General features: G+C 67.9%; 16 protein-coding genes and 1 pseudogene. 9 read left to right on the top strand and 8 right to left on the bottom strand.

Features of this window, described 5'->3' with window-relative positions; translation table 11 throughout:
* Positions 1-9: 9 nt before the first annotated feature.
* Together D7X99_RS12915 and D7X99_RS12910 are read left to right on the top strand one after the other, a co-directional pair.
* Positions 10-840 (top strand): AraC family transcriptional regulator, encoded by an 831-nt coding sequence (locus D7X99_RS12915; RefSeq protein ID WP_121778065.1) that lies wholly within the window; start codon positions 10-12, stop codon positions 838-840.
* Positions 841-864: 24 nt separating this feature from the next.
* Positions 865-1,978: pseudogene (locus tag D7X99_RS12910) on the top strand (low specificity L-threonine aldolase).
* Here D7X99_RS12910 and D7X99_RS12905 read toward each other — a convergent pair.
* Complete coding sequence (locus D7X99_RS12905) at positions 1,921-2,319, bottom strand: GFA family protein (protein WP_121778113.1); 399 nt, start codon at positions 2,317-2,319, stop codon at positions 1,921-1,923. The pseudogene D7X99_RS12910 and the gene D7X99_RS12905 overlap by 58 nt on opposite strands.
* Before the next feature lie 84 nt (positions 2,320-2,403).
* Between D7X99_RS12905 and D7X99_RS12900 the strand changes: the two genes are divergently transcribed.
* Positions 2,404-5,334 (top strand): PQQ-dependent sugar dehydrogenase, encoded by a 2,931-nt coding sequence (locus D7X99_RS12900; RefSeq protein ID WP_121778064.1) that lies wholly within the window; start codon positions 2,404-2,406, stop codon positions 5,332-5,334.
* 136 nt (positions 5,335-5,470) lie between these two features.
* Here D7X99_RS12900 and D7X99_RS12895 read toward each other — a convergent pair whose 3' ends face one another.
* Positions 5,471-6,013, bottom strand: coding sequence for a TetR/AcrR family transcriptional regulator (locus D7X99_RS12895; protein WP_211485034.1), 543 nt, complete (start codon positions 6,011-6,013; stop codon positions 5,471-5,473).
* Positions 6,014-6,128: 115 nt separating this feature from the next.
* Between D7X99_RS12895 and D7X99_RS12890 the strand changes: the two genes are divergently transcribed.
* A complete protein-coding gene (locus D7X99_RS12890; RefSeq protein WP_121778062.1) occupies positions 6,129-7,043 on the top strand; it encodes an NmrA family NAD(P)-binding protein in 915 nt (304 codons plus the stop codon).
* Positions 7,044-7,212: 169 nt separating this feature from the next.
* On the top strand, positions 7,213-8,481 hold the full coding sequence (locus D7X99_RS12885) for an SBBP repeat-containing protein (RefSeq protein ID WP_233613336.1): 1,269 nt from the start codon (positions 7,213-7,215) through the stop codon (positions 8,479-8,481).
* Positions 8,482-8,549: 68 nt separating this feature from the next.
* Here the strand turns inward: D7X99_RS12885 and D7X99_RS12880 are convergent, their stop codons facing one another.
* Positions 8,550-9,572, bottom strand: coding sequence for a deoxyhypusine synthase family protein (locus D7X99_RS12880; protein ID WP_121778061.1), 1,023 nt, complete (start codon positions 9,570-9,572; stop codon positions 8,550-8,552).
* Positions 9,573-9,721: 149 nt separating this feature from the next.
* On the bottom strand, positions 9,722-10,615 hold the full coding sequence (locus D7X99_RS12875) for a helix-turn-helix domain-containing protein (RefSeq protein ID WP_233613334.1): 894 nt from the start codon (positions 10,613-10,615) through the stop codon (positions 9,722-9,724).
* Positions 10,616-10,725: 110 nt separating this feature from the next.
* On the opposite strand from D7X99_RS12875, the gene D7X99_RS12870 reads away from it, so the two are divergent.
* The 3 genes from D7X99_RS12870 to D7X99_RS12860 all read left to right on the top strand — a co-directional run bounded on the left by D7X99_RS12870 (position 10,726) and on the right by D7X99_RS12860 (position 13,049).
* Positions 10,726-11,475, top strand: a complete 750-nt coding sequence (locus tag D7X99_RS12870) for a siderophore-interacting protein (RefSeq protein ID WP_158627001.1) — start codon at positions 10,726-10,728, stop codon at positions 11,473-11,475.
* Positions 11,476-11,527: 52 nt separating this feature from the next.
* Positions 11,528-12,166 (top strand): O-methyltransferase, encoded by a 639-nt coding sequence (locus D7X99_RS12865; RefSeq protein WP_233613332.1) that lies wholly within the window; start codon positions 11,528-11,530, stop codon positions 12,164-12,166.
* A gap of 130 nt (positions 12,167-12,296) precedes the next feature.
* Complete coding sequence (locus tag D7X99_RS12860) at positions 12,297-13,049, top strand: hypothetical protein (protein ID WP_121778057.1); 753 nt, start codon at positions 12,297-12,299, stop codon at positions 13,047-13,049.
* 507 nt (positions 13,050-13,556) lie between these two features.
* On the opposite strand, the gene D7X99_RS12850 is transcribed toward D7X99_RS12860, so the two are convergent.
* The 4 genes from D7X99_RS12850 to D7X99_RS12835 form a co-directional block, all read right to left on the bottom strand.
* Entirely contained in the window at positions 13,557-14,855 is a 1,299-nt protein-coding gene (locus tag D7X99_RS12850; protein ID WP_121778056.1) for a hypothetical protein, read from the bottom strand.
* 191 nt (positions 14,856-15,046) lie between these two features.
* Complete coding sequence (locus tag D7X99_RS12845; RefSeq protein ID WP_147476142.1) at positions 15,047-15,598, bottom strand: hypothetical protein; 552 nt, start codon at positions 15,596-15,598, stop codon at positions 15,047-15,049.
* A 103-nt stretch (positions 15,599-15,701) separates the two neighbouring features.
* Positions 15,702-16,865: a hypothetical protein gene (locus tag D7X99_RS12840; RefSeq protein ID WP_121778054.1), complete on the bottom strand. Its 1,164-nt coding sequence runs from the start codon at positions 16,863-16,865 to the stop codon at positions 15,702-15,704.
* A 318-nt stretch (positions 16,866-17,183) separates the two neighbouring features.
* On the bottom strand, positions 17,184-19,031 hold the full coding sequence (locus tag D7X99_RS12835; RefSeq protein WP_121752482.1) for a M48 family metallopeptidase: 1,848 nt from the start codon (positions 19,029-19,031) through the stop codon (positions 17,184-17,186).
* Between the two features lie 320 nt (positions 19,032-19,351).
* Between D7X99_RS12835 and D7X99_RS12830 the strand changes: the two genes are divergently transcribed.
* The gene (locus D7X99_RS12830) at positions 19,352-20,782 is read left to right on the top strand and encodes an SH3 domain-containing protein (protein ID WP_233613330.1); all 1,431 of its coding nucleotides are present in this window, start codon (positions 19,352-19,354) and stop codon (positions 20,780-20,782) included.
* Positions 20,783-20,902 lie beyond the last annotated feature (120 nt).

Genomic DNA, 20,902 nt, shown 5'->3' with positions numbered 1-20,902 from the left:
GCGGTTCCCATGGCGTCCGCGGGTGCGAACGAGAACCAGGTGAAGTTCTGGCCTGAACCCGCACTGGAGTCAGTCGAATACCTGTGCGCGGAGTACCGGGACTTCGCCTTCCCTGCTCACTTCCATGAGACCTATGCCATCGGGATCATCGAGCGAGGCGCTCAGCGTTTCCGTCCGGGCCGGTCCTCTCCCCTGTTGATGCCAGAGGGGACTCTGTGCGTCATCAATCCCGGCATGGTCCACGAAGGGAATTGCGGCGTCGACGGTGGCTGGCGCTATCGGATGTTCTACCCCTCCCCGACGCTGGTCCTTCGCGCGCTGGAAACCCACCGGAGCCCCCCGTCCTTCGATGGCCACGTGTTGCTGGACAGCTCGCTGTACCGGCAGTTCGAAGCCCTCCATCGAGCGTCCCAATGCGCCGAGGACCTGTTGGAGCGGGAGAGCCGCACGCTCATGTTCCTGCGTGAGCTGTTCACTCGGCATACCGCGGCACCCGCGGGCTCAAGGCTCTTGCGTGACCCACGAACCGTCTCGCGGGTCAGGCAGTCCCTTCACGACCGGTTCTCGGAGAACATCAGCATCGCGGAGCTTGCCGCCGAGTCGGGTGTCTCCGAGACCCAGGTGATCCGTTCGTTCAGTGCGGCCACCGGCCTTGCTCCGCATGCGTATCTCATCGCGCTGCGAGTGGAGCGCGCCAGGCACTTCATCCGACTCGGGATGCCGTTGGTGGAGGTCACGGCCCTCGCGGGATTCTCGGATCAAAGCCATCTCACGAGACACTTCAAGCGCATCACCAGCATCACGCCGGGCGCCTTCGCCAGGATGGCGGGCCGCAGGTAAGGAACGTTCAAGACACCTCTCACCATGAGGAGGCAGAGAGAACCCATGAACCTGCCCTCCCCTGCGCACCTGATTCCGCTGTCCAGTGATACCGAGAGCAAGCCCACCGCGGCCATGCGCCAGGCCATCGCGAGCGCCGAGGTCGGCGACGAGCAGCATGGCGAAGACCCCACGGAGAACCTGCTGCAGGAGCGCGTCGCGGCGCTCCTGGGCAAGGAGGCGGCGCTCTGGTTCCCTGGGGGAACGATGTGCAACTTCGTCGCCGTCAAGGTCCACACACGGCCAGCGGACGCCGTCATCGCGGACGGAATGGCCCACATCATCCGGGCGGAGTCGGGAGGGTGTTCCGACGGAGCGAGGCATCTTCACCGCGGACGAACTGCGCCAGGCCTTGTCGCGAGTGAAGACCGTGCCCTCGCCCTACGGACCCATCGCCAGGCTGGTGTGCGTCGAGCAGACACACAACTTCGGAGGCGGCACCGTCTGGTCGCTCGAGGAACTGACGGCGGTGGCGGAAGCCGCACGAGCCGAAGGCCTCGCGGTCCACATGGATGGAGCACGCCTTTTCAATGCGTGCGTCGCCAGCGGCGTGTCTGCTGCCCGGTTCGCGGCCCAGGCCGACAGCCTCTGGATCGACTTCACCAAGGGGCTGGGCGCTCCCATCGGGGCGATGCTCGCGGGCAGCAAGGAGTTCATTGCCCAGGCTCGGCGCTACAAGCACGTCTTCGGCGGAGCGATGCGCCAGGCGGGGATTGCTGCCGCCGGGTGCTTGTACGCGCTCGACCATCATGTGGACCGCCTGGCTGAAGACCACGCGAACGCCCGGCTGTTGGCCGACGGCCTGGCGCGGATTCCAGGCATCCGGCTGACGACGCTCCACCCCGAGACCAACATGGTGTTCTTCGATGTCAGTGGCATCGGACTGTCAAATGAACAATTCGTCACGGCGCTTGCCAGCCGTGGCGTGCGCGTAGGGCAGGTCCGTGGACTGATTCGAGCGGTGACCCACATCGACGTCAATCGTCACGACATCGAAACGACGCTCGCGGAAGTGGCCGCCATCGCAGCGGGGGAACGGCCTCACCCCGGCTTTGGAGGAATCGTGTCGAATCGCGGCACCCCGTCCTCGACGTCGTAGTAGTCGCCCTTGTTGGCCATGTAGACGTGAACGGCGATGCGGGTGTGGGTAGGCGTGTCGAAGGCGCCCATCGCGATTCCAATCCAATCGCGTTGAATGGGATCCCAGAACAGCGACGATCCGCAGACGGAGCAGAAGCCGCGACGCACCTTCTCGGATGACTGGAACCAGCTGATCTTGTCTTGGCCTTCGATCGTGACGGCTGAGCGCGGCACGTCCGTCGAGACAAAATAGTGGCCCGAATGCTTGCGGCACTGACTGCAGTGGCATGCGTCAGGGCTGTGCAATTCGCCCTCCACGGTGAAGCGGACCGCGCCGCACAAACAGGAACCTCGATGCATGGATGACCTCATCTTTATGCTATTCCAGTCGAACATGTTTTCAGCGTAAAAGCGGACATCACTACTCGACCGGGAGCAGCAGGGATGCCAGGAACGAATGTGCGAGCCGTCGTGTGCGCGGTCTTCTCCCTCCTCGTGGGCTGTTCGATGCAGTCGCCCCCGGAGCTGGCGGAAGCGCGCGCAGCCGCGGTCATGCAAGACGCAAACTTCGCCGACTCGGTCTTTGTCAGTGGCCTCCAGGGCCCCACCACCATGACCTTCGCGCCTGACGGGCGCCTGTTCATCTCGGAGAAGAATGGCTCGCTGCGCGTCGTCGTGAACGGTCAGCTTCTGGCGACTCCGTTCATGACGCTCGCCGTGGACAACGACAACGAGCGTGGGTTGATGGGCATCGCGTTCGATCCCAACTTCGGCAGCAACCACTATCTCTACGTCTATTACACGTCGGTCGCCGGCAGCATCCACAACCGGGTCAGCCGCTTCACCGCCAACGGCAATGTGGCGGTTCCCGGAAGCGAGCTGGTGCTCGCCGACTTTCCGACGCTGGACGCCGCCAACCACAACGGCGGCGCGGTCCGCTTCGGACTCGACGGCAAGCTCTATGTCTCCGTCGGCGAGAACGCGGTCTCCTCCAATTCACAGAGCCTGAACACGCCGCTCGGCAAGCTGCTGCGCTTCAACCCTGACGGCAGCATCCCCACGGACAATCCGTTCTATGCGACCGCCACCGGGCTCGCGAAGGCGACCTGGGCGATGGGGCTGCGCAACCCCTTCACCTTCGACGTTCAACCCGGCACGGGCATCCTGTTCATCAACGACGTGGGCGAAGGCGGCTGGGAGGAGATCAACCGCGGACAGGCCGGTGCCAACTACGGCTGGCCGATGACGGAGGGCTACTTCACGAACCGCCCGGAACTCACGCAGCCGTTCTACGCGTACCCGCATGGCTCCGGCACGGCCGCCGGCAACTGCATCGCGGGCGGAGCCTTCTACAATCCACCCGTCTCGGCCTTTCCCAGCGCGTATGTCGGTCAGTACTTCTTCGCGGACTACACCAACAATTGGATTGCGCGCATCGACCCGAACACCGGTGCGAATTCGCTGTTCGCGACGGCCGCCGCGGGGCCCGTGGACCTCGATGTCGGGCCCGATGGCGCGCTCTACTACCTGGCGCGCGGCTCGGGCCAGGTGGGCCGCATCGCCTATACGGCCTCGCTGCCGCCGAGCATCGCGCAGCAGCCTGCGAGCACGTTGGTATCGGTCGGCTATCCTGCCACCTTCACGGTGTCGGCGAGCGGCGAGCCGCCCCTCACCTACCGGTGGCAGCGCAACGGCGTGGACATCGCCGGCGCGACCTCGCCGAGCTACGAGCTGGCCGCTGCGCAGCTCTCCGACACCGGCGCGCGCTTCCGCGCGGTCGTGACCAACGGGCTTGGCTCGGCCACCAGCGCCGAGGCCGTGCTGACGGTGACGACCAACAAGCCGCCGGTGGCCACGATTGTGACGCCCGCCACGGGCGCGACCTACATCGCCTCCACCAACATGACGTTCTCCGGCTCGGCCAGCGACCTGGAGGATGGCGCGCTGCCGCCGAGCGCGATGACCTGGAACATCACCTTCCATCACGACACCCACACGCACCCGGCCATGGCGGATACCACCGGCGTCGCGAGCGGGAGCTGGCCCATCCCGAGCATCGGAGAGAGCTCGGCCAACGTCTGGTATCGCCTGCGGCTCACGGTGCGCGACTCGATTGGCCTCACCCACACGACGTATCGCGACGTCCACCCCGTCACGGTCCCGCTCACCGTGACCAGCGTGCCGAGCGGACTGCAGGTCCTGATGGACGGGCGGCCGGTCGCGGCGCCGCACAACACGACGGGCGTGGTCGGTGTCGTCCGCTCCGTGGGCGCCGAGTCGCCGCAGTATGCGGGCGGTAGGTTCTGGGCGTTCTCGTCGTGGTCGGACGGAGGCGCGCAATCACACACCTTCATCACGCCTGGCAGCGCGGCCACCTACACCGCCTGGTTCGTCGAGACCTCGGGCGGGAGCTGCTATCAGATTCAAAGCGAGCGCACCGACAAGTGGCTCACCGTCAACATCGCGGGCAAGGTCATCGCCGGCAGCACGACGCAAGCCGGCGGGCAGGTCTTCCAGCTCGTTCCGAACGGAGCCCAGTACAAGCTCAAGGGTTCGGGCGACGCGTTCCTGACGGTGGTGGCGAACCAGCTCACGATGGGCGCCAACTTCACCAGCGGGGAGTCGTTCACCCAGCTGGCCTGCGGCTACGGCGGGCGCACCCGCGTCGGCTTCCGGGCCTCCGTGGGGAGCGCGCCCCACTGGAAGGAAGCCGCGCCGGGCGAGCCCATCCAGAGTGGTGACGGCGGCAATGGCGGCGCCTGCAATCCGGCCGATGGCGGCGCCTGGGAGGCCTTCTACCTCGAACCGGTGAGCTGCCCGGGCAGCGGCGGCGGCCCCGTGTGCGGCAACGGCACGGTCGAGAGCGGCGAGCAGTGCGACGATGGCAACACCCAGCCGGGCGATGGCTGCGATGCGACCTGCCATACCGAGGCCAGCGGCAGCGCGGGCTGCTTCCGCATCCAGAGTGAGCGCACCGACCAGTGGCTCACCGTCGACGGCGCGGGCAAGGTGGCCGCGCTCGGCACGACGCAGACCGGTGGCGAGGTCTTCGAGCTCGTCACCAGCGGCGCGAAATACAAGCTCAAGGGAGCGAGCGGCGCGTACCTGGCGGTGGTCGCGGATCAACTCACCGTGAATGCCTCGCTCGGCACGGCGGAGTCGTTCACCCGCCACGCATGCGGCGTCTTCGGCGGCCGCAATCGCTATGGCTTCGAGTCGACGACAGGCACCGCGCGCAACTGGAAGGAGAACACCCCCGGCGCTCCCATCCAGAGCGGAAATGGCGGCAACGGAGGCATCTGCAATCCCACCGACACGGGCTCGTGGGAAGCCTTCTACCTCGAGCCCGCGACCTGCCCCCCATCTGGTCCGTAGTCGAAGCGCTCCATGACGACCTTCTGGAGCGCTCGGAACGACAGACCCACGAAGGCCTCCAGCACCGCCTGAGGGCCTTCGCGTTTGGGGCCTGGGGTTGCCTGCTCCCCCGGGACCCGCGCCCCCTCGACCGCGCTCAGCGCCGGATGCCGGTGAGCGCGAGGCGCAGCACCCGGCGCGCGGTGTTCGGATCGTTTTCGTTCGCGACGGCGATCGCGTTCGCCAGCATCATCAGGTCCTCCGCCGTGGCGCCCGCTTGAAGCGCACCCACGGATGACGCCCGCGCCACCAGCACCTTCAGCACGTTGAGCAGCATGTCGGTGCAGCAGATGTCTTCGGCGGACAGGCCATCCGGGCCGGCCAGTAGCGCGGCGGCGAGCCCGCGGTGGGTCGCGGTGTAGACCGTCACCTCTTCGATCCAGTCCGCCAGCTCGGCGGCGGGTGCCTTACCCGGTTGCGTGGCGGCCCGCTCACAAAGCTGCGCGACGCCATCGCGGAAGACCACCTCCAGCAGCGCCTGCCGCGACGGGAAATGCCGGTGCAGGGTCGCCGAACCGACCCCCGCCTTCCGAGCGATCTCCTCGAGAGACACCTGCGCGCCCTCCCTGGCGACCAGTTCGGCGGCGATCGCGACAATCCGCTCCCGGTTGCGTTGCCCGTCCGCGCGCAACCGCTTCATCTGCTCCACGGCGAACTCCTCCTCACGAGACCCTTCTCTTTGACAAACGGGGGGCCCCTCCGTATTTAACACGAACAATAAACGGTGGGGTCCACCACTTACAAAGGAGCCGCCGATGCGCAGCAACGCGTCCGTTCTTGTTACCGCCGCCACAGGACGCCAGGGGGGTGCCACCGCCCGGGCATTGCTGGCCGAGGGCCGCACGAAAGTGCGCGTCCTGGTGCGCAATCCGGAGGCGGCGAACGCCAGGGCCCTCGCGGCGGCTGGCGCGGAGGTGGTCGTCGGGGACCTGGACGATCCAGCGTCGTTGCGCGCCGCCTGCGCCGGGACGCGGGCGGTCTTCTCCATGCAGTCACCCATCGTCTCCGCGACCGGCATCGACTTCAGCAAGGAGCGCCAGCAAGGGAAGAACCTCGTCGAGGCCGCGCTTTCCGAGGGCGTCGAGACGTTCGTGCACACCGCGACGACCGGCGTCGGCGCCCACCGCGACGTCGAGGGCTGGGCGGAGGGGCGCTGGAAGTTCCACGAGGAGTACTGGGAGAACAAGCTGGCCACGTGCGACCTCGTCCGCACCGCGGGCTTCAAGCACTGGACCCTCCTCCTGCCCGCCACCTTCATGGACCACGCGATGTTGGATCCCTCCGGCTTCGTCGACGGGCGCCGGTTGCTCACGGTGGTCAGAGCCGACAAGCCCATCGGGCTCATCGCCCCCGAGGACATCGGCAAGGCGGCCGCGGCGGCGATCAACGAGCCTGCGAAGTTCCATGGGGTGACGCTGGAGCTCGCGGGTGACGTGCTCACGCTCCCTCAAATCACCGAGGTCCTCTCGCGCGTCGACGGCAAGGAGTACGTGGTCCAGTCCTCCACGATCGAAGAGGCCGTCGCGGCCGGCCTGCATCCCGGCGTGGCGCAAGGCATGACGTACATGAACGTCGCCCCGGTGCTGGCTCGGCCTGAAATCGCGCGCTCCTACGGCCTCTCCCCCATGAGCTTCGAGGCCTGGGCGCGGCAGCGTCGCGAAATGACATGACGCGTCCATGTGTCACGGTCGTGTTCAAGCCAGACACTGTCGCATGTGTGTCTTTCACTACCCATCTTCCGCGCGACCGATTCTCGTGGTCTTGAAAGGATGCCGTGGCGGCAGATTTCCCTCCCTGACGCCGCGGAGCTGTTCCCCCCACTGAGAAATGGAGTTCGTGATGAAACACCTTCTCTTGAGCATGTTTGGGTTCGCGGGCGTCGTCGGCGCCGCGGCCATCCCCTCCGTCGCCGCGGCCCAGGTTCCGTCCCCCTCCTGGGTGGCCCAGCTCGGCGCCAACCTGGATGAGCAGGCCAACGCCGTGGCCGTGTCGGGCGCGAGCGTCTACGTGGTGGGTCAGACGACCAGCCAGCTCGGCGCCGACCCGAAGGCCGGCGGTCAGGACGCGTTCATTGCCCGGTACGACACCGCCGGCAACCTCCAGTGGGTCCACCAGCTCGGCACCACCGGGGCGGACCGCGCCACCGCCGTGGCCACTGACGCGGACGGCAACGCGTATGTGGCCGGCACCACCTTCGGTGGCTTCGACTTCTACAGCAACGCGGGCGGCATCGACTTCTTCATCGCCAAGTATGACGCAGCCGGCAACCGCCTGTGGTTGCGCCAGAACGGCACGCAGATGGATGACTTCGCCACCGGCATCGCCATTGGCGCGGACGACACCCTCTACTTCACCGGTTACACCGGCGGCAGCTTCGCCAACGGCGGCAACCCCAATAACTACGACATCATCGCCGGGCTCTATGACACGGCGGGCAACCCGTACTGGCTCCAGCAGTTCGGCAGCTCCGCGAGCGACATGGCTCGCGGCATCGCCGTCACGCCCACCCACGAGGTCTACATCGTCGGGAACACCTACGGCAGCCTCGACGGCACCACCCCGGCGGTGAACAGCGACATCTTCCTGCTCAAGCTCAACATCCTGGGCGCCCAGCAGTGGGTCCGGCAGATTGACGCGGGCGAGCTGGATGACGGCAAGAGCGTCGCCGTGGGCCCCGATGGCGGCGTCTACATTGTTGGTGAAACGTTCGGCAGCCTGGACGGCAACACCAATAACGGCACCATCGACGTGCTGCTCGCCCGCTACGACAGCGCCGGCAACCGCGACTGGAGCCGCATGCTCGGAGGTGGGCAGCCCGACTACGCGTTCGGCGTCGCCGTCTCCTCGAACAACGTCGTACAGGTGGTCGGCTACACGGGCGGGCTCGCCGGCATCCCGTATGCGGGCGCCTCCGACGCCTTCCTCACTCGCTACGACGCGCTCGGCACGAAGCTGGGCAGCCAGACCCTGGGCACCTCGCGCCAGGACGTCGCCCGCGGCGTGGCCGTGGACGCTTCCGGCAACGCCTACGTCGCCGGACAGACGGGCGGAAGCCTCGGCGGCAATATCAACGCCGGCAGCAACGACGCCTTCCTCGCCCGCTTCTGAGCAAGGCCTCTGACGAAAGCCCGGCAGGGCCCGAACACGTTCCGGGCCCTGCCGCGGTTCGCGCGTGACTAGCGCCGGTGCCGGGCGATGAGCGCGTTCGCCGCTTCCGGATGGCCCTGGCACTCCAGCAGCGCGCGGAGCATCAGCGGGACGACGATGGTGGCGTCCGACTCGATGACGTACATCGGCGTCGTCTCCGTCAGCTTGTCCCAGGTGATCTTCTCGTTGGGCGTCGCGCCCGAGTACGAGCCGTAGGACGTCGTCGAGTCGCTGATCTGGCAGAAGTAGGCCCACGGCTTCACGGGCTTCTGCATGTCGTACTTCGTCGACGGCACGACGCAGATGGGGAAGTCACCGGCGATGCCGCCGCCAATCTGGAAGAAGCCCACGCCCTTGCCCGCGGACAGCTCCTCGTAGCGGTCGTAGAAGTCGGCCATGTACTCGATGCCAGACTTGGCGATGCTCGGGTTGCAGTCGCCCGTCTTCACGTAGGACGCGAAGATGTTCCCGAACGTCGAGTCCTCGTAGCCCGGGACGACGATGGGCAGCTTGCGCTTCGCCGCCTCCATCAGCCAGCAGGCCTCCGGGTCTCCCTCGTACGCCGAGGGCTCCAGCACCTGGATGAGCTCGTAGAAGTACTCGTGCCAGAAGCGGCGCTCGCCCTTCGCGGAGGCGTTCTTCCACATGGGGACGACGATCTTCTCCACCGCCCGGAACGCCTCGTCCTCCGGGATGCTCGTGTCGGTGACCCGGCGCATCCGCTGCTCGAGGATTTTCGTGTCGTCCTGCTTGGTGAAGTAGCGGTACTCGGGGAAGTCCTTGTACGCCGTGTGCGCGACGAGCCGGAAGAGCGACTCCTCCAGGTTGGCGCCCGTCACCGACAGGCCGTGAATCAGGCCCGAGCGGATGGCGGGCGCGAGCGTGATGCCGAGCTGCGCGGACGACATGGCGCCCGCGACGCTCCAGAACATCCGGCCACCGCTCGACACATGCTCCCAGTAGGACAGGAGCGCGTCGCGCGTCGCGCGGGCGTTGAAGTTCTTGTAGTTCGTGAGGATGAACTCGAGGACGGGCAGTTCGGACGTGGACATGGGGGCCTCCAGAAACAACGGGGTCATGACCCGGGAGGCGCCAGCCGACGAATGCCACCCGAGGACACCCTACGGTCGCGACAGAACGTCGCACCGCCATCGGAGCGTCAAGTGGCTGCCGGGCAGGTACCACGGAAGGGGGCTTGCGGCTATCGCTTCCCCGCCGGCGTGGCCAGGCGGTTCGCCATGTACTGCGCGGGCGACGTCCCGAGCGCCTTGCGGAACATGGTCACGAAGCTGCTCGCGTTCTCGTAGCCGAGCTCCAACGCCACGTTCTGCACGGTCGCGTCCCGGGAGAGCTTCTGGATGGCCAGGATGATGTGGAGCTGCTGGCGCCAGCGGCCGAAGCTCAAGCCCGTCTCCTCGACGAGGACGCGGTTCAAGGTGCGCTCGCTGACGCCGATTCGCTTCGCCCATGTCTTCGTCGTCACGCCAATCGCCGGCTCGGCGGCCATCGCGTCCACCAGACGCCGGAGCCGGGGATCGCTCGGCATCGGCAGGCGGTGCTTCTCGATGGAGACCGTCGCCAGTTCGTCGAGGAGCACGGTCACCAGGCGTGCGTCCGGCCCCTTGAGGTCGTAGAGCGCGGGACGCGTCGCCAGGCGCAGCAGGAGCTCACGGAAGAGCGGCGTCACCGACACCGCGCAGCAATCCTTCGGAAGGTTCGGCGCCGAGCGCGGATTGAGGAAGACGCTGTAGCCTTCGAGCGGCGCGCGACCCCGGATCCGGTGCGTCACGCCTCCGGGGATCCACAGCGCGGATTGCGGCGGGACGATCCAGAGGGCGTTCGACGCCTCGCAGATCATCTCTCCGCGCACCAGGTACATGAGCTGTGATTCGCGGTGTGCGTGGGGTTCGCTTTCGAGCCCGCCGCTCGCCATGCTGAGCCCGATCGCGTTCACCGGCCGCTCGACCGCGGTCTTCAAGCGTCCACGCGCATCGAGCGTGAACCGGACCCCGAGCGACTCGAGCGAAGCCACCGCGCCAGGAGGCCCGTTCGCCACCCGTACGTCTCCGCTGAACGTCCAGCTCGTCGGATCCACGGGCCGTGTCGCCTTCGATTTCCGCCGCTTCGCCGCCATGACCGTTTTGATAAACAAATTGTCCTGATTGCGCAATGCGGCCAGGGGCGCGACTCCCTATGGTCTCCCGCATGCCGTCGCCATCCACCGCGCCTTCGGGCGTCGTCGAGTCCATGTTCCATCGCCTCGTCTCGCGCCGCGCCAGGGTTCGCGAAGTCGAGTCCGTGGGCGATGCGTTCCGCCTCGTCACGATTGAGGGAGAAGACCTTGAAGGCCGCCGCTGGACACCCGGCGACATGATCCAGATCGGCTTCGCCGGCCTGGCCGGGCGGGCGTACACGCCGCTCTCCTTCGAGCCGCGAACCGGCACCGCCACGTTTCTCGGGTTCGTTCACGGCCAGGGCATCGCGTCGAACTGGCTCGCGTCGGCGACCATGGGAGAGCCGCTCTTCCTCGTGGGCCCACGTTCGGCGCTGGACCTCGCCGCCGTCGACCGGCCGTTGTTCTTCTTCGGCGACGAAACCTCGTTCAGCACCGCGGCCGCGCTTCGAGCGACACCCGAGGGAATCCGGGAGGTGGCGTTCTCGTTCGAGGTGGAATCCACCGAAGCCTCGCGCATCGCACTCGACCGGATTGGCGTCACGAATGGGGTGACGCTGACCGCGCGCGAGCCGGAGGCTGTTCACCTCGATCGCATCGAGAACGAACTCATGCGCGCGCTGCTCGCCGAACCGCGGACGCGGTGTGTCTTCACCGGGAAGGCTCCGTCAATCCAGCGCCTCTACAAGGCGGTGCGGCGAGCAGGCATCTCCGCGAAGCAGGTCACCAACGTCGCCTATTGGGCGCCAGGCCGAAAGGGATTCTCCGGTGTTCAGCGCTAACGACAATGCCAGGGGTCCCCTGGCCGTCCTGCCCGACGAACGGGTGCGCGCCGTGCTGCGGCGACTCCACGGAGAGGCCGAACGGCAGATGCCGGGCGTCCTCCTCCACCTCCTGCCACAGCTGCCGCGAATGCTCCTCGGCCGCCCCATCGACAAGCCGGGCACCGAGCACGCCTTCGCGGACAAGTACCTTGCGATCGAGCGCGCCCAGGGCGCCTTCTGCTACCTGACGGCGCGGGCGCTCCGCGCCAGGACCGTCGTCGAGTTCGGCACGTCCTTTGGCGTCTCGACGCTGTGGCTGGCGGCGGCGGTGCGCGACAACGGCGGCGGCCGTGTCATTGGCACCGAACTCCTGCCAGAGAAGGCGCGGCGCGCGCAGGCGCACCTGGAGGAGGCGGGGCTCGCGTCCTTCGCGGAGATTCGCGTGGGTGACGCGACGGAGACGCTGCGAGCGGAGGACCTCGGCGAGGTGGACTTCATGCTCAACGATGGGTTCCCCGTGCGGGCGCTCGACGTGCTCAAGCTCGTCGCCCCGGCCCTGCGTCCGGGCGCCGTGGTGGTGACCGACAACGTCGGTGTCTTCAAGGCCGACTACCGCGACTACGTCACCTGGGTGCGCGACCCGCGCCACGGCTTCGCGTCGATGACCATCCCCTTCCGCTCGGGCACCGAGTACTCGGTCCGGCAGTAGGCGCGGCCAGGCCTGTGCGGATCCAGCCACACCTGTGGCTGCTCACCCGCGGGCGAGCGCATGGAGTCGGGACCTTGCCTCGAACATGCCGTCCGCAATGCTGGCATGCACCCTGCTTCCTTGCTCGGGTATGACTCAGCGCTCTACGCGGCGAGAGGTCCTGCTCCAAGCACTGACGGGCTATGCCCTGATCCCCATGCTCCTGCGGCAGGACGCGCTCGCGGGGCCCGTGCGCAAGGAGGTCCAGGCGTGGCTCTCCCGTACCCATCAACTCTGTTCGGATGTCCATGACCGGAAGCTCGAGCCACGGGAATGGCAGCAGCAGGTCGAGGCGCTCTTCGCCCGGGTCCCTCTCTCCGAGCTGGTTCGGGCCATCGACGCCGACCGACTGAAGCCGGGCCTCGAGCTGCCGGATGACCGAGCCGGTGCGATGTCCGCGCCATTGCCCAGGGTCGAGGGGTTGCCGCGCGTCTTTGGCACGAAGCTCTTCGGGCTGGCTCAAGGCAGAGCCATCGTGCCTCACGGACATCAGAACATGGTGTCCATGCACGTGGTGCTCGCCGGGGAGTTCCACCTGCGCCACTTCGAACGCGTCGAAAGTCAGCCCAAGCACCTGGTGCTGCGTCCGAGCATCGACCGCGTGTCCGGACCCGGGGATCTCTCAAGCATCTCGGACCAACACGACAACGTGCATGGGTTGGTGGCCACGAAGGGCCCCGCATACACCTTCGACCTCATCGTCGACCGGCTCGACCCGGCACTCGGCTTCGCCTGGAAGCTCGACTACGTGGACGTCGACGGAGCAGAGCCCCTGGCGGGTGGACTGCTGCGCGCACGCCGAATTGAATTCGACGAGGCCGTGCGCCGCTACGGGAAGACCTGACTTCGCAGCGTGTCATTTGCCCCACCCATCAAAATACATCCACACTCAACACCCCGAACACCAAACAAAGCCAGACTCCGGAGTCTTGGATTGAGGGGCACACTGGGAGTACCATCCCAGACGCCTCTCAACCCAAGGAGCATCAGATGCTGCGGACGCTTGTTTCCGGAGTTGCCCTGAGTTTTGCCTTCGTGGTGGGAATGGCTGTTTCCTCCTCTCAGCTCGCCCCGAGCGAAGTCGTGCCGAACGAGGCCGTGCTCGTTTCGACCAGCCCCAGCAGCGCGGTTCCGGACGAGACCACGGACGAGTCCTCGCGTTTGCTCGGGTGCTGCACGGGTGATGGCTTGTTCTGCATCAACACGGCGGCATGTCAGGCCCGTGGGGCGGGCACCTGCGGCGCGCCCTGTAACTAGCCTTCGCTTCGGTTGATGTCGCTGGACCGGCCTGGAAGCAGGCGCTGGACGCGAGCTACGTCCAGCGCCTGATCGGCGTACGCTGCATGAGGCCTCACAGACGGAAGACGATCACATCCTGGTCCGCGGGGCTCATCCACACGATGGCGTCGAGGCTGGGGAAGTAGATGGCCCGGCGCCGCGCGATGCCGCTCGGCAGGACGGGAGCAGCGTTGGCGAAGGTCTTCGGCCGCAACGTCGCGGGCGTCGTCTTGAGGTCGAGCTCCAGCCAGGCCATGCCGCTGTTGAGCTTCGTGTACACCCAGTAGACGCCCTCGGTCGGCACGTAGACCATGCCGTGACCGTCGGTGGCATGTTCGGTGTCCGGGAATGACGCGAGCGACAGACCGCCTTCGTAGTTCCACGTCGAGCCCGACGCGAGCACGGAGTGGGTGGCCACGTCGTAGCGCTGCCAGCGGCCGGGGGAGGCGTAGTTCCCTGAGCTGTGCGGCGGCATGAAGATGGTGACGATGTCGCCATCCTGCGTGTAGGCGGCGCCGGTCCAGTCCCAGCTTCCCCAGCTCGCACGCGGGGCGAGCCAGGTGTCGGTGCGCAGGTCGTAGTCCGCGGCGAAGGGGCCACCGGAACCACAAGAGCCAATCACCAGCTTCGACTCGTGGTCGAGCACCGCGATGATGTCCTCCGTGAAGGCATATTCGTCACCGTTCGCGCGCGGATGCGTCTTGATTGTCCACGTGTGGCTTTCGAGCGAGTACCGCCACAGCCGGCGGCAGGCGACGACGAGCTCGTCACTCTCCGGCACGTAGATGAAACCGTCGTACACGTGCCGCGCCGTGGGATTGCCCATGGGATTGCTCGCGGTGCGGTCCCAGAAGATTTCGTCGTAGTACCAGTGGTCGCGCTGCGCCCAGGTGCCCGCGTCGACCTCCGCGTGGTAGGCCGCACTCGACTCCGGGCAACCCGCGAAGGTGGCGGACTGGCGGTACGCCTGATTCCAGAGGTTGGTGTCGCTCGGCATGTGCTCAATCGACCAGCGCATCGAGTCCAGGTCGAAGCGGTAGATGCCGTTGTTGCTCGAGTCGCCGTGACCGCCGCCGTGACGCCACAGGCGACGGCCGGCGAGGTCGAAGGCCGGCGCGTTCCACGCCTCGGTGACGCCGCCCCAGCCCTGGCTGCCGTAGTCCCTCCACCCGGGAATGGCGGCCTGCACCTGCGCCCCCAGGACGTCGAGGTTCGTGTCCGAGACGCTCACCCACCGGCCATGCGGCACCAGCGCCCAGCTGGATTCGTTCACGCGGCCGTCATTGTCACGCCCGGGGGTCCAGACGTCGTTGACGACCGTGCCGACCTCCGTGCCCTGCCCCCAGCCCGGGGAGACGCCAGCGTCGCGCACGCCTGCATCGAAGGACGGACCCGCGTCGCGTATGCCCGCGTCGGACGGCGAGACAGAGCCCGTACATCCCGAAAGCATCACCAGCGCAATCAGCCATCGTGACATGACTGTCAGTGTAGAGGATTCGGCGGCTGCCTTTCACCTCATGTGCTGGGTATTGGCCGTCACGATGTCGCACCCGCCGCCAATGCCTATCTCCGCCGGGCAGTACCCTCGAGGTAGGTCCGGAAGCCGGCACCGGGAGGGGCGATCTCGAACTTGACGTTGAGTGTGCCGTCTGTGTTCAGCAGATACGACAGACGGAACCGGGGCGTGCCTGCGGCCTCGTCGGTGACGAACTCCGCGCTCGCCGGGGAACTCTCCGCGCGGGCTGAGTACTGAATGACGTGCCCTTCGTTGTCGAAGTAGCTCGCACGCACCGCGCCAGGTGCTCCCGGATACAGGACCATCAGGTCCTCGTGCCGCCCACCCGGCGTGGAGGATGCGTTCCGGCGGATCAGCACATGACCCTGCACATCCGGCTGGAACGTGAAGGTTCCGGCGGACGCACCGGGCGTACCGCCACCCTCCGCGTCCCACGCTCCCATGAGGAAGGAAAAGGGCTTCAGTGCCTCGGTCAGCTCCGCCGCGGGAGGAGCGGTATGCGGCGGCTGCTCGTGACGCAGTGGGGCCGTGGCGCAGGCGGAGAGCGCCTGGAGAACAAGAGCACCGAGGAGGAGGGTTCGGAGGATGGACGTCGTCATGGAGTGGGAAGCGCTCGAAGGACTGGGGGGGAGCGCAACCTACGAAGTGGCCCATGACGACGCCAGGGAGGAACACCCGGACGGGGGGTATGCCCCCAGCGGGTCACTCCTTGCCGAAGGCCTTGGCGAAGAGCTTCTCGATGCCCGACTTCTCGGGCTCGATGGCGATCGCGGGCGCGGGCACGCCCATCGCGGTGCCGAGCGCGGGGCGCAGGCCCGAGGCGATGCCCGGCTTGATGTGGTGACGCAGGTCGACCGCCACGTCCGACTTCACGTGGGTGCCCACGCCCAGGGCGGTGTTCACGTCCGCGGACTGCTTGAGGAAGCCATTCTCCAGGCCGAACTTGCCGCCCGCCTGGGCCGACGCGCCCGCCACCGCGCCGGCGGTGACCGAGCCGTGCACCCGGCCCACGTGCCCGCCCGCCGTGGCGTACGCGCCCGCCGTGGCACCCGCGCCCACCTGCCCGGAGACCATCGCCGTGGCCGTCTTCGGGTCCAGGGTGGCCACGCCCTCGGCGTAGGCGGAGGCGCCGGCCTTCGCCTCACCCTTCACGTAGCCGCCCACGTGCCGGTTGAAGTCGTGGTTCGCACTCGCCGTGACGCCCACGCCCGTCTCCGCCTTGGCCGTCAGCGCGGCGGTGTAGGCGTGCGAGTTCGTGTCGGCCGACACACCGGCCTGGGCCTGCGCCTTGAAGGTGTTGGCCTCGCCGGTGACCTGCGCGCTCGACACGCCCATCCGGCCGGAGTGCGACTTCTGCCACTCGAAGGAGGCGTTGGGCCCCTGGGCCTCGGCCTGGGCCGAGTAGTGGTGCACGCCACCGCCGCTGTGGCTGGTGGTGGAGGCCTGCGCCGAGCCCATGTTGGCGCTCACCCGGCCACCGCCGAAGGTGTCCTTCTGGTAGGGCGTCGCCGGCTTGTCGATGAACATCGTCTGCTTCGCGGCCGCGGGCGCCGTGAGCTTGTTGTCACCGCCGCTCACCGCCACGTCCGAGGCGCCCGAGGTCAGCTCCCAGGGGCTGTAGGAGGGCTGCCCCTCGGGAGCCGCCGCGTGCTTCGGAGGCGTCGCCGTGTTCGCGGCGGGCGTCGTCGCCGTGGGCTTGGTCGCCGTTGCCGCGGGCGGGGTCGCCGTGGGCTTGGTGGCCGTGGGCTTCGCGGCCGTCGTCGAGGCAGGGAGCGTCGACGCGCGCGCCGGGGGCTTCGGCTGAGACACCGTGGAGGTCGGGAGGCTGGAGGTGCGGGGCAGGGACGAACCGATGCGACGGGCCATGGCAGGAACCTCAGGAGTGCGTCGAAGGGGGAGCAGTACAGCGATGCCCTGCCCTACTGCACCCGGCATGCCGGGCTCATGTCGACCGGTGTGGCCTCATGCCCGCCTGTGGTTTCAACGAGTTGGCGGAAGGGGCTTCACGGAAAGGGCCCGCGGGCTGGTGACCGCGGTCACCAGGAGGATGGCGCCAGTCACCATGGGCCCGCGCTTGCCGCCCGGGGACCCGGCTTGCCGCCGGCACCTCGTTCGAGCTCGCGAACGGAGTTCTCTACCGCACCCGCCCGCCGGCGACGTGACGCCAGCGGGCGGAGCTCCTGCTCAAGCGGCCCGCGAGTCCGAGCGGTGCGCCTTCATGAACCGGTGTCGTCCCAGGTAGCGCTCGAAGGCCGCCAGCACCGCGTCCTGCTCCTTCAGCTTGCTCAAGCAGATGGAGCGCCCGCCCTTGAAGCGGCCCTCGCCGGTGACCTTCAGGTCCAGGTACTTCTTGAACATGCGGTCGGCGGTGGAGGCGGAGGCGATCCGCTCGAACTCGACGGGCTCTTCCCACTCCGAGCAGCTCACCTGCGCGTAGTCCATCCGCACCTCGTAGCCGGCCTCCTTGCCCTCGAAGACGAGCGCCGGGAAGAACTTCTCCACGTGCTGCCGCTCCTCGTCCGTGGACGGCTCGTAACGGCACGCGAGCGCCAGGTCATGGGCCTGGGAGAAGCGCGCCTCGTAGGCGCCCCACAGCCGCGCCTCGATGGCCTCCGCGTCCTCGAAGGCCTCCGCCCACGAGGACTCCACGGGCTCCAGGAGCACCTGCGCCATGTCCGCGGGCTTGAGGTGGACGCCCACGTTCTCCATGCGCGCGCCCAGCGGCGGGTGTGAGTCGAACGGATGGGGCGTCACGGCGCCCTGCAGGTCGTCGTGCACCGCCTCGGACTGGGCGTATTCGGAGAAGCCGTGCGCGACCCGCTGGGAGATGCCCACCGACTGGTGCTGCTCGTCCTGGGCGAAGAGCTTCGCCTCCACGCGGTCCCGGAAGCTCGAGTACGCGCCCACCTTCACCAGCGAGCGGGCGATGTCCTGCCCCGACGTGACACCCGCCGCCAGCCGGTCCGCCGCGAGTTCGCTGGCGCGACGGCTGCGGCCCAGGGACAGCTCGAACAGCCCGCGGTAGGCCGCCATGAAATAGAAGACAGGGCGCGTCACGCCGCCCTCGTACAGCGTCTCCAGGTAGTGGCCGAAGTGCGAGAGCATGGGCGCCAGGCGCTTGCCGTGCCCCGTGTCGCCGCCCAGCAGGTGCCCCATCTCGTGCGCCAGCACGGCCTCCGCTTCGGAGCGCTCCAGCAGGCGCAGCAGGGACAGGCTCACGAAGAGCGTGCGGCCGGAGAGGATGCGCCCGTCCACGCGCACGTCGTTCTCCGTGACGAAGAAGTTGGTGTCGATGCCCGCGAGGATGTGGTCGGGCGGCGTCGTCTGGAGCCGCTCGCACAGCCGGCGCACGCAGGCCCACAGCTCCGGGGCGCGCGCTTCGGGCACCTCCTCCGCCTCCACGTCGAAGTCCATGGGCGGGCGGCGGAAGATGGCCACCACCACCAGGAAGACGGCGACCGCCGCCAGGAGGGCCATGATGCCGATGAGCTTCGGGTAGTAGCGATTGGCCCAGAGCGCGGTCACCCAGTAGGAGAGCCACACCAGCAGCACACCCTGGCCCAGCACCTGGAGCGCGCTGGTGATGCGGAGCACGAGCCAGCCCACCACGAAGCTGCCGTACTGGAAGGGACGCGAGATGAACGCAGCCAGGCCGCACAGGAGCGCGACCCCCGTGGAGGCAAGCCCGAGCGCCAGCAGGACCCAGGAGGCCAGGTACGCCCACCCGAACTGCTTCGCGTCCGAGCACGCTTCGCCCAGGCTGTTGCGGTAGCGCGCCAGGTCCTCGCTGTCGCTCGTGCAGGCCGCCGACGCGGGGACCTCGCGGTAGAAGGCGAGCGCCTCCTGGCGATCCTCCGCGCTCAACTCCGTGTCGCGTCCAATCTGCTTCTCGATGACTTCGAACACCTGCGCGTCGAAGCGGTCGGAGGCATGACCGGAGAACCAGAGCCCGAACAGCGGCAGGGCGAAGAGCAGCAGCGCGGGCAACACGAGGCTGCGGACGAAACCAGGGGATTTGCGAGAAGAGGCCATGGGGACAGGTGACGCAGCATAGCGCGGCGCGCGCTCCGCCCCATCCCCTGCTCCGTCTCCATCGAGACATGGCCGACCTCGAAGCCATGGAGCACCTCATGGCTCGGGCGCATGCACGGGATGGGCGCCAGGCGCGCCATCGTGCACGCCTTCGAAGACACCTCGGCGTCCGCTACCAGTCCCCCGAATTCACCGTGGTGGACCGCGATCTCGGCCACATTCTGGAGTCCCCCTGATTGCTCCACCCTGCGAAATAGCCCCCACTGAGAGTTCGTTCTCCCGATAGGAGAGCAACCGACCCTCAAGCGGGAGCAGAACCCATGAGCCGCCTGGCCTTCCCTTCTCGTCGTACGTGGCGCATGCGGGCACTCTCGCTCGCGGTGATGGGGGCCGCAGCCAGCCTTGGCGCGTGCGCCACGCCGTCCGCGCTCGCGGTGTCTTCGTCCGGGGTGCCGGCGTTCAGCGAAGACATGCTGTCGCCTGAGTTCTGGATCCGCCGCGCGCCGTCTCCCGATGCGGTGCTGCTCGATGCCGACCAGGTTGCGGCGAAGCGCCTGCGCGCGTTCGGCCCGGAGGGCGGCCTGGTCGACCTGAAGGGCATCCCGGCCACGCTGACACGGGCACAGGTCGCCGGTTGGGTCAGGGATGCGCAGCAGACGCCCATCCAGGCGGTCATCGACGAACAGGGCCAGCCGGTGACGGAGGCGATGCTCGGCGAACTCCGCCAGAACGCCGCGGCCGAGCACATCCCCGAAACCTCCACTGCACGCTACGGCCTCAGCGTGCGGCGCACGCCCTTGCGGTCACTGCCGTCCGGTCGACTGTTCTTCGCCTCGCAGGACCTGCGCGACTACGAGAGCCTTCAGGCCGGCGTCCTGTTCCCGGGCGAGCCGGTCGCCATCGCGCACCAGAGCGCGGACCAGCAATGGCTGTTCGTCCAGACGACGCAGGGGCCCGCGTGGGTCAAGCGCGGCGACATCGCGGAAGGCACGGCGGACGCGGTGTTCTCCTACGTGGCGAAGGCGCCCGGGCGCGTCGTCACGGGTGATCAGGTGCGCACGGTCTTCACGCCGGAAGCGCCGGGAGTGTCCGAGCTCGATCTCGACATGGGGGTCGCGCTGCCGCGGGCCGACGTGGCGCCCGGCGAGCCCGTCAACGGCGCCAGCAGCTATGCCTCGTGGCCGGTGCAGTTGCCGGTGCGCGAGCAGGACGGCTCACTGGCCTTCCGGAGCGCCCTGCTGCGCCGGACCGCCGACACCGCGCCCGGCTATCTGCCGCTGACCCGCGCCAACATCCTCCGCCAGTCCTTCAAGTTCCTCGGCGAGCGCTACGGCTGGGGGCACCAGTTCAATGCGCGTGATTGCAGCGGCCTGACCAGCGAGGTGTACCGCAGCATGGGGCTGCTGCTTCCGCCCAACTCCGGGATGCAGGGCAAGAGCGCGGCGCTGAAACACCGCCTCTTCACGGCGCACGACTCACACGCCGAACGGGTGCGCGCGCTGGAACAGACGGAGGTGGGCGACCTCGTCGTCGTCCCCGGCCATGTGCTGATGATCATCGGCCACGTGAACGGCGAGCCCTACGTCATCCAGGATGTCCCGTATGCCGTGTTCAAGGACCCGGCCACGCAGCAGGTCCGCAAGACGAAGCTCAACCAGGTGTCGGTCACCCCGCTGCTGCCGCTGTACGCCGACGACACGACCCTGTACGTGGACGCGATGACGAGCCTCGTGCACGTCACGCGGCCCTAGGGGGTGTCCCTAATTATCTGAAGAAAGGTGCTGGAGGCCGAGCGGCCGCCAGCCCCGTGGGCAGGGTTGAGCTTGCAGGGAAAGGAAGAGCTGAGCACCCCTGGTGAGTGCACCGACATG

Source organism: Corallococcus sp. AB032C, from assembly GCF_003668935.1.
Taxonomy (GTDB): Bacteria; Myxococcota; Myxococcia; order Myxococcales; family Myxococcaceae; genus Corallococcus; species Corallococcus exiguus.
The sequence above is the reverse complement of the archived record's forward strand: the minus strand, read 5'-3'. Positions and strand labels throughout refer to the sequence as shown.

Bases quoted from the DNA above. Each gene is read 5' to 3' on its own strand.
- D7X99_RS12895 (WP_211485034.1), bottom strand. From the start codon at position 6,013: ATGAAGCGGTTGCGCGCGGACGGGCAACGCAACCGGGAGCGGATTGTC.
- D7X99_RS12915 (WP_121778065.1), top strand. From the start codon at position 10: ATGGCGTCCGCGGGTGCGAACGAGAACCAGGTGAAGTTCTGGCCTGAA.
- D7X99_RS12890 (WP_121778062.1), top strand. From the start codon at position 6,129: ATGCGCAGCAACGCGTCCGTTCTTGTTACCGCCGCCACAGGACGCCAG.
- D7X99_RS12885 (WP_233613336.1), top strand. From the start codon at position 7,213: ATGAAACACCTTCTCTTGAGCATGTTTGGGTTCGCGGGCGTCGTCGGC.
- D7X99_RS12905 (WP_121778113.1), bottom strand. From the start codon at position 2,319: ATGCATCGAGGTTCCTGTTTGTGCGGCGCGGTCCGCTTCACCGTGGAG.
- D7X99_RS12900 (WP_121778064.1), top strand. From the start codon at position 2,404: ATGCCAGGAACGAATGTGCGAGCCGTCGTGTGCGCGGTCTTCTCCCTC.
- D7X99_RS12835 (WP_121752482.1), bottom strand. From the start codon at position 19,031: ATGGCCTCTTCTCGCAAATCCCCTGGTTTCGTCCGCAGCCTCGTGTTG.
- D7X99_RS12870 (WP_158627001.1), top strand. From the start codon at position 10,726: ATGCCGTCGCCATCCACCGCGCCTTCGGGCGTCGTCGAGTCCATGTTC.
- D7X99_RS12845 (WP_147476142.1), bottom strand. From the start codon at position 15,598: ATGACGACGTCCATCCTCCGAACCCTCCTCCTCGGTGCTCTTGTTCTC.
- D7X99_RS12860 (WP_121778057.1), top strand. From the start codon at position 12,297: ATGACTCAGCGCTCTACGCGGCGAGAGGTCCTGCTCCAAGCACTGACG.
- D7X99_RS12880 (WP_121778061.1), bottom strand. From the start codon at position 9,572: ATGTCCACGTCCGAACTGCCCGTCCTCGAGTTCATCCTCACGAACTAC.
- D7X99_RS12840 (WP_121778054.1), bottom strand. From the start codon at position 16,865: ATGGCCCGTCGCATCGGTTCGTCCCTGCCCCGCACCTCCAGCCTCCCG.
- D7X99_RS12830 (WP_233613330.1), top strand. From the start codon at position 19,352: ATGAGCCGCCTGGCCTTCCCTTCTCGTCGTACGTGGCGCATGCGGGCA.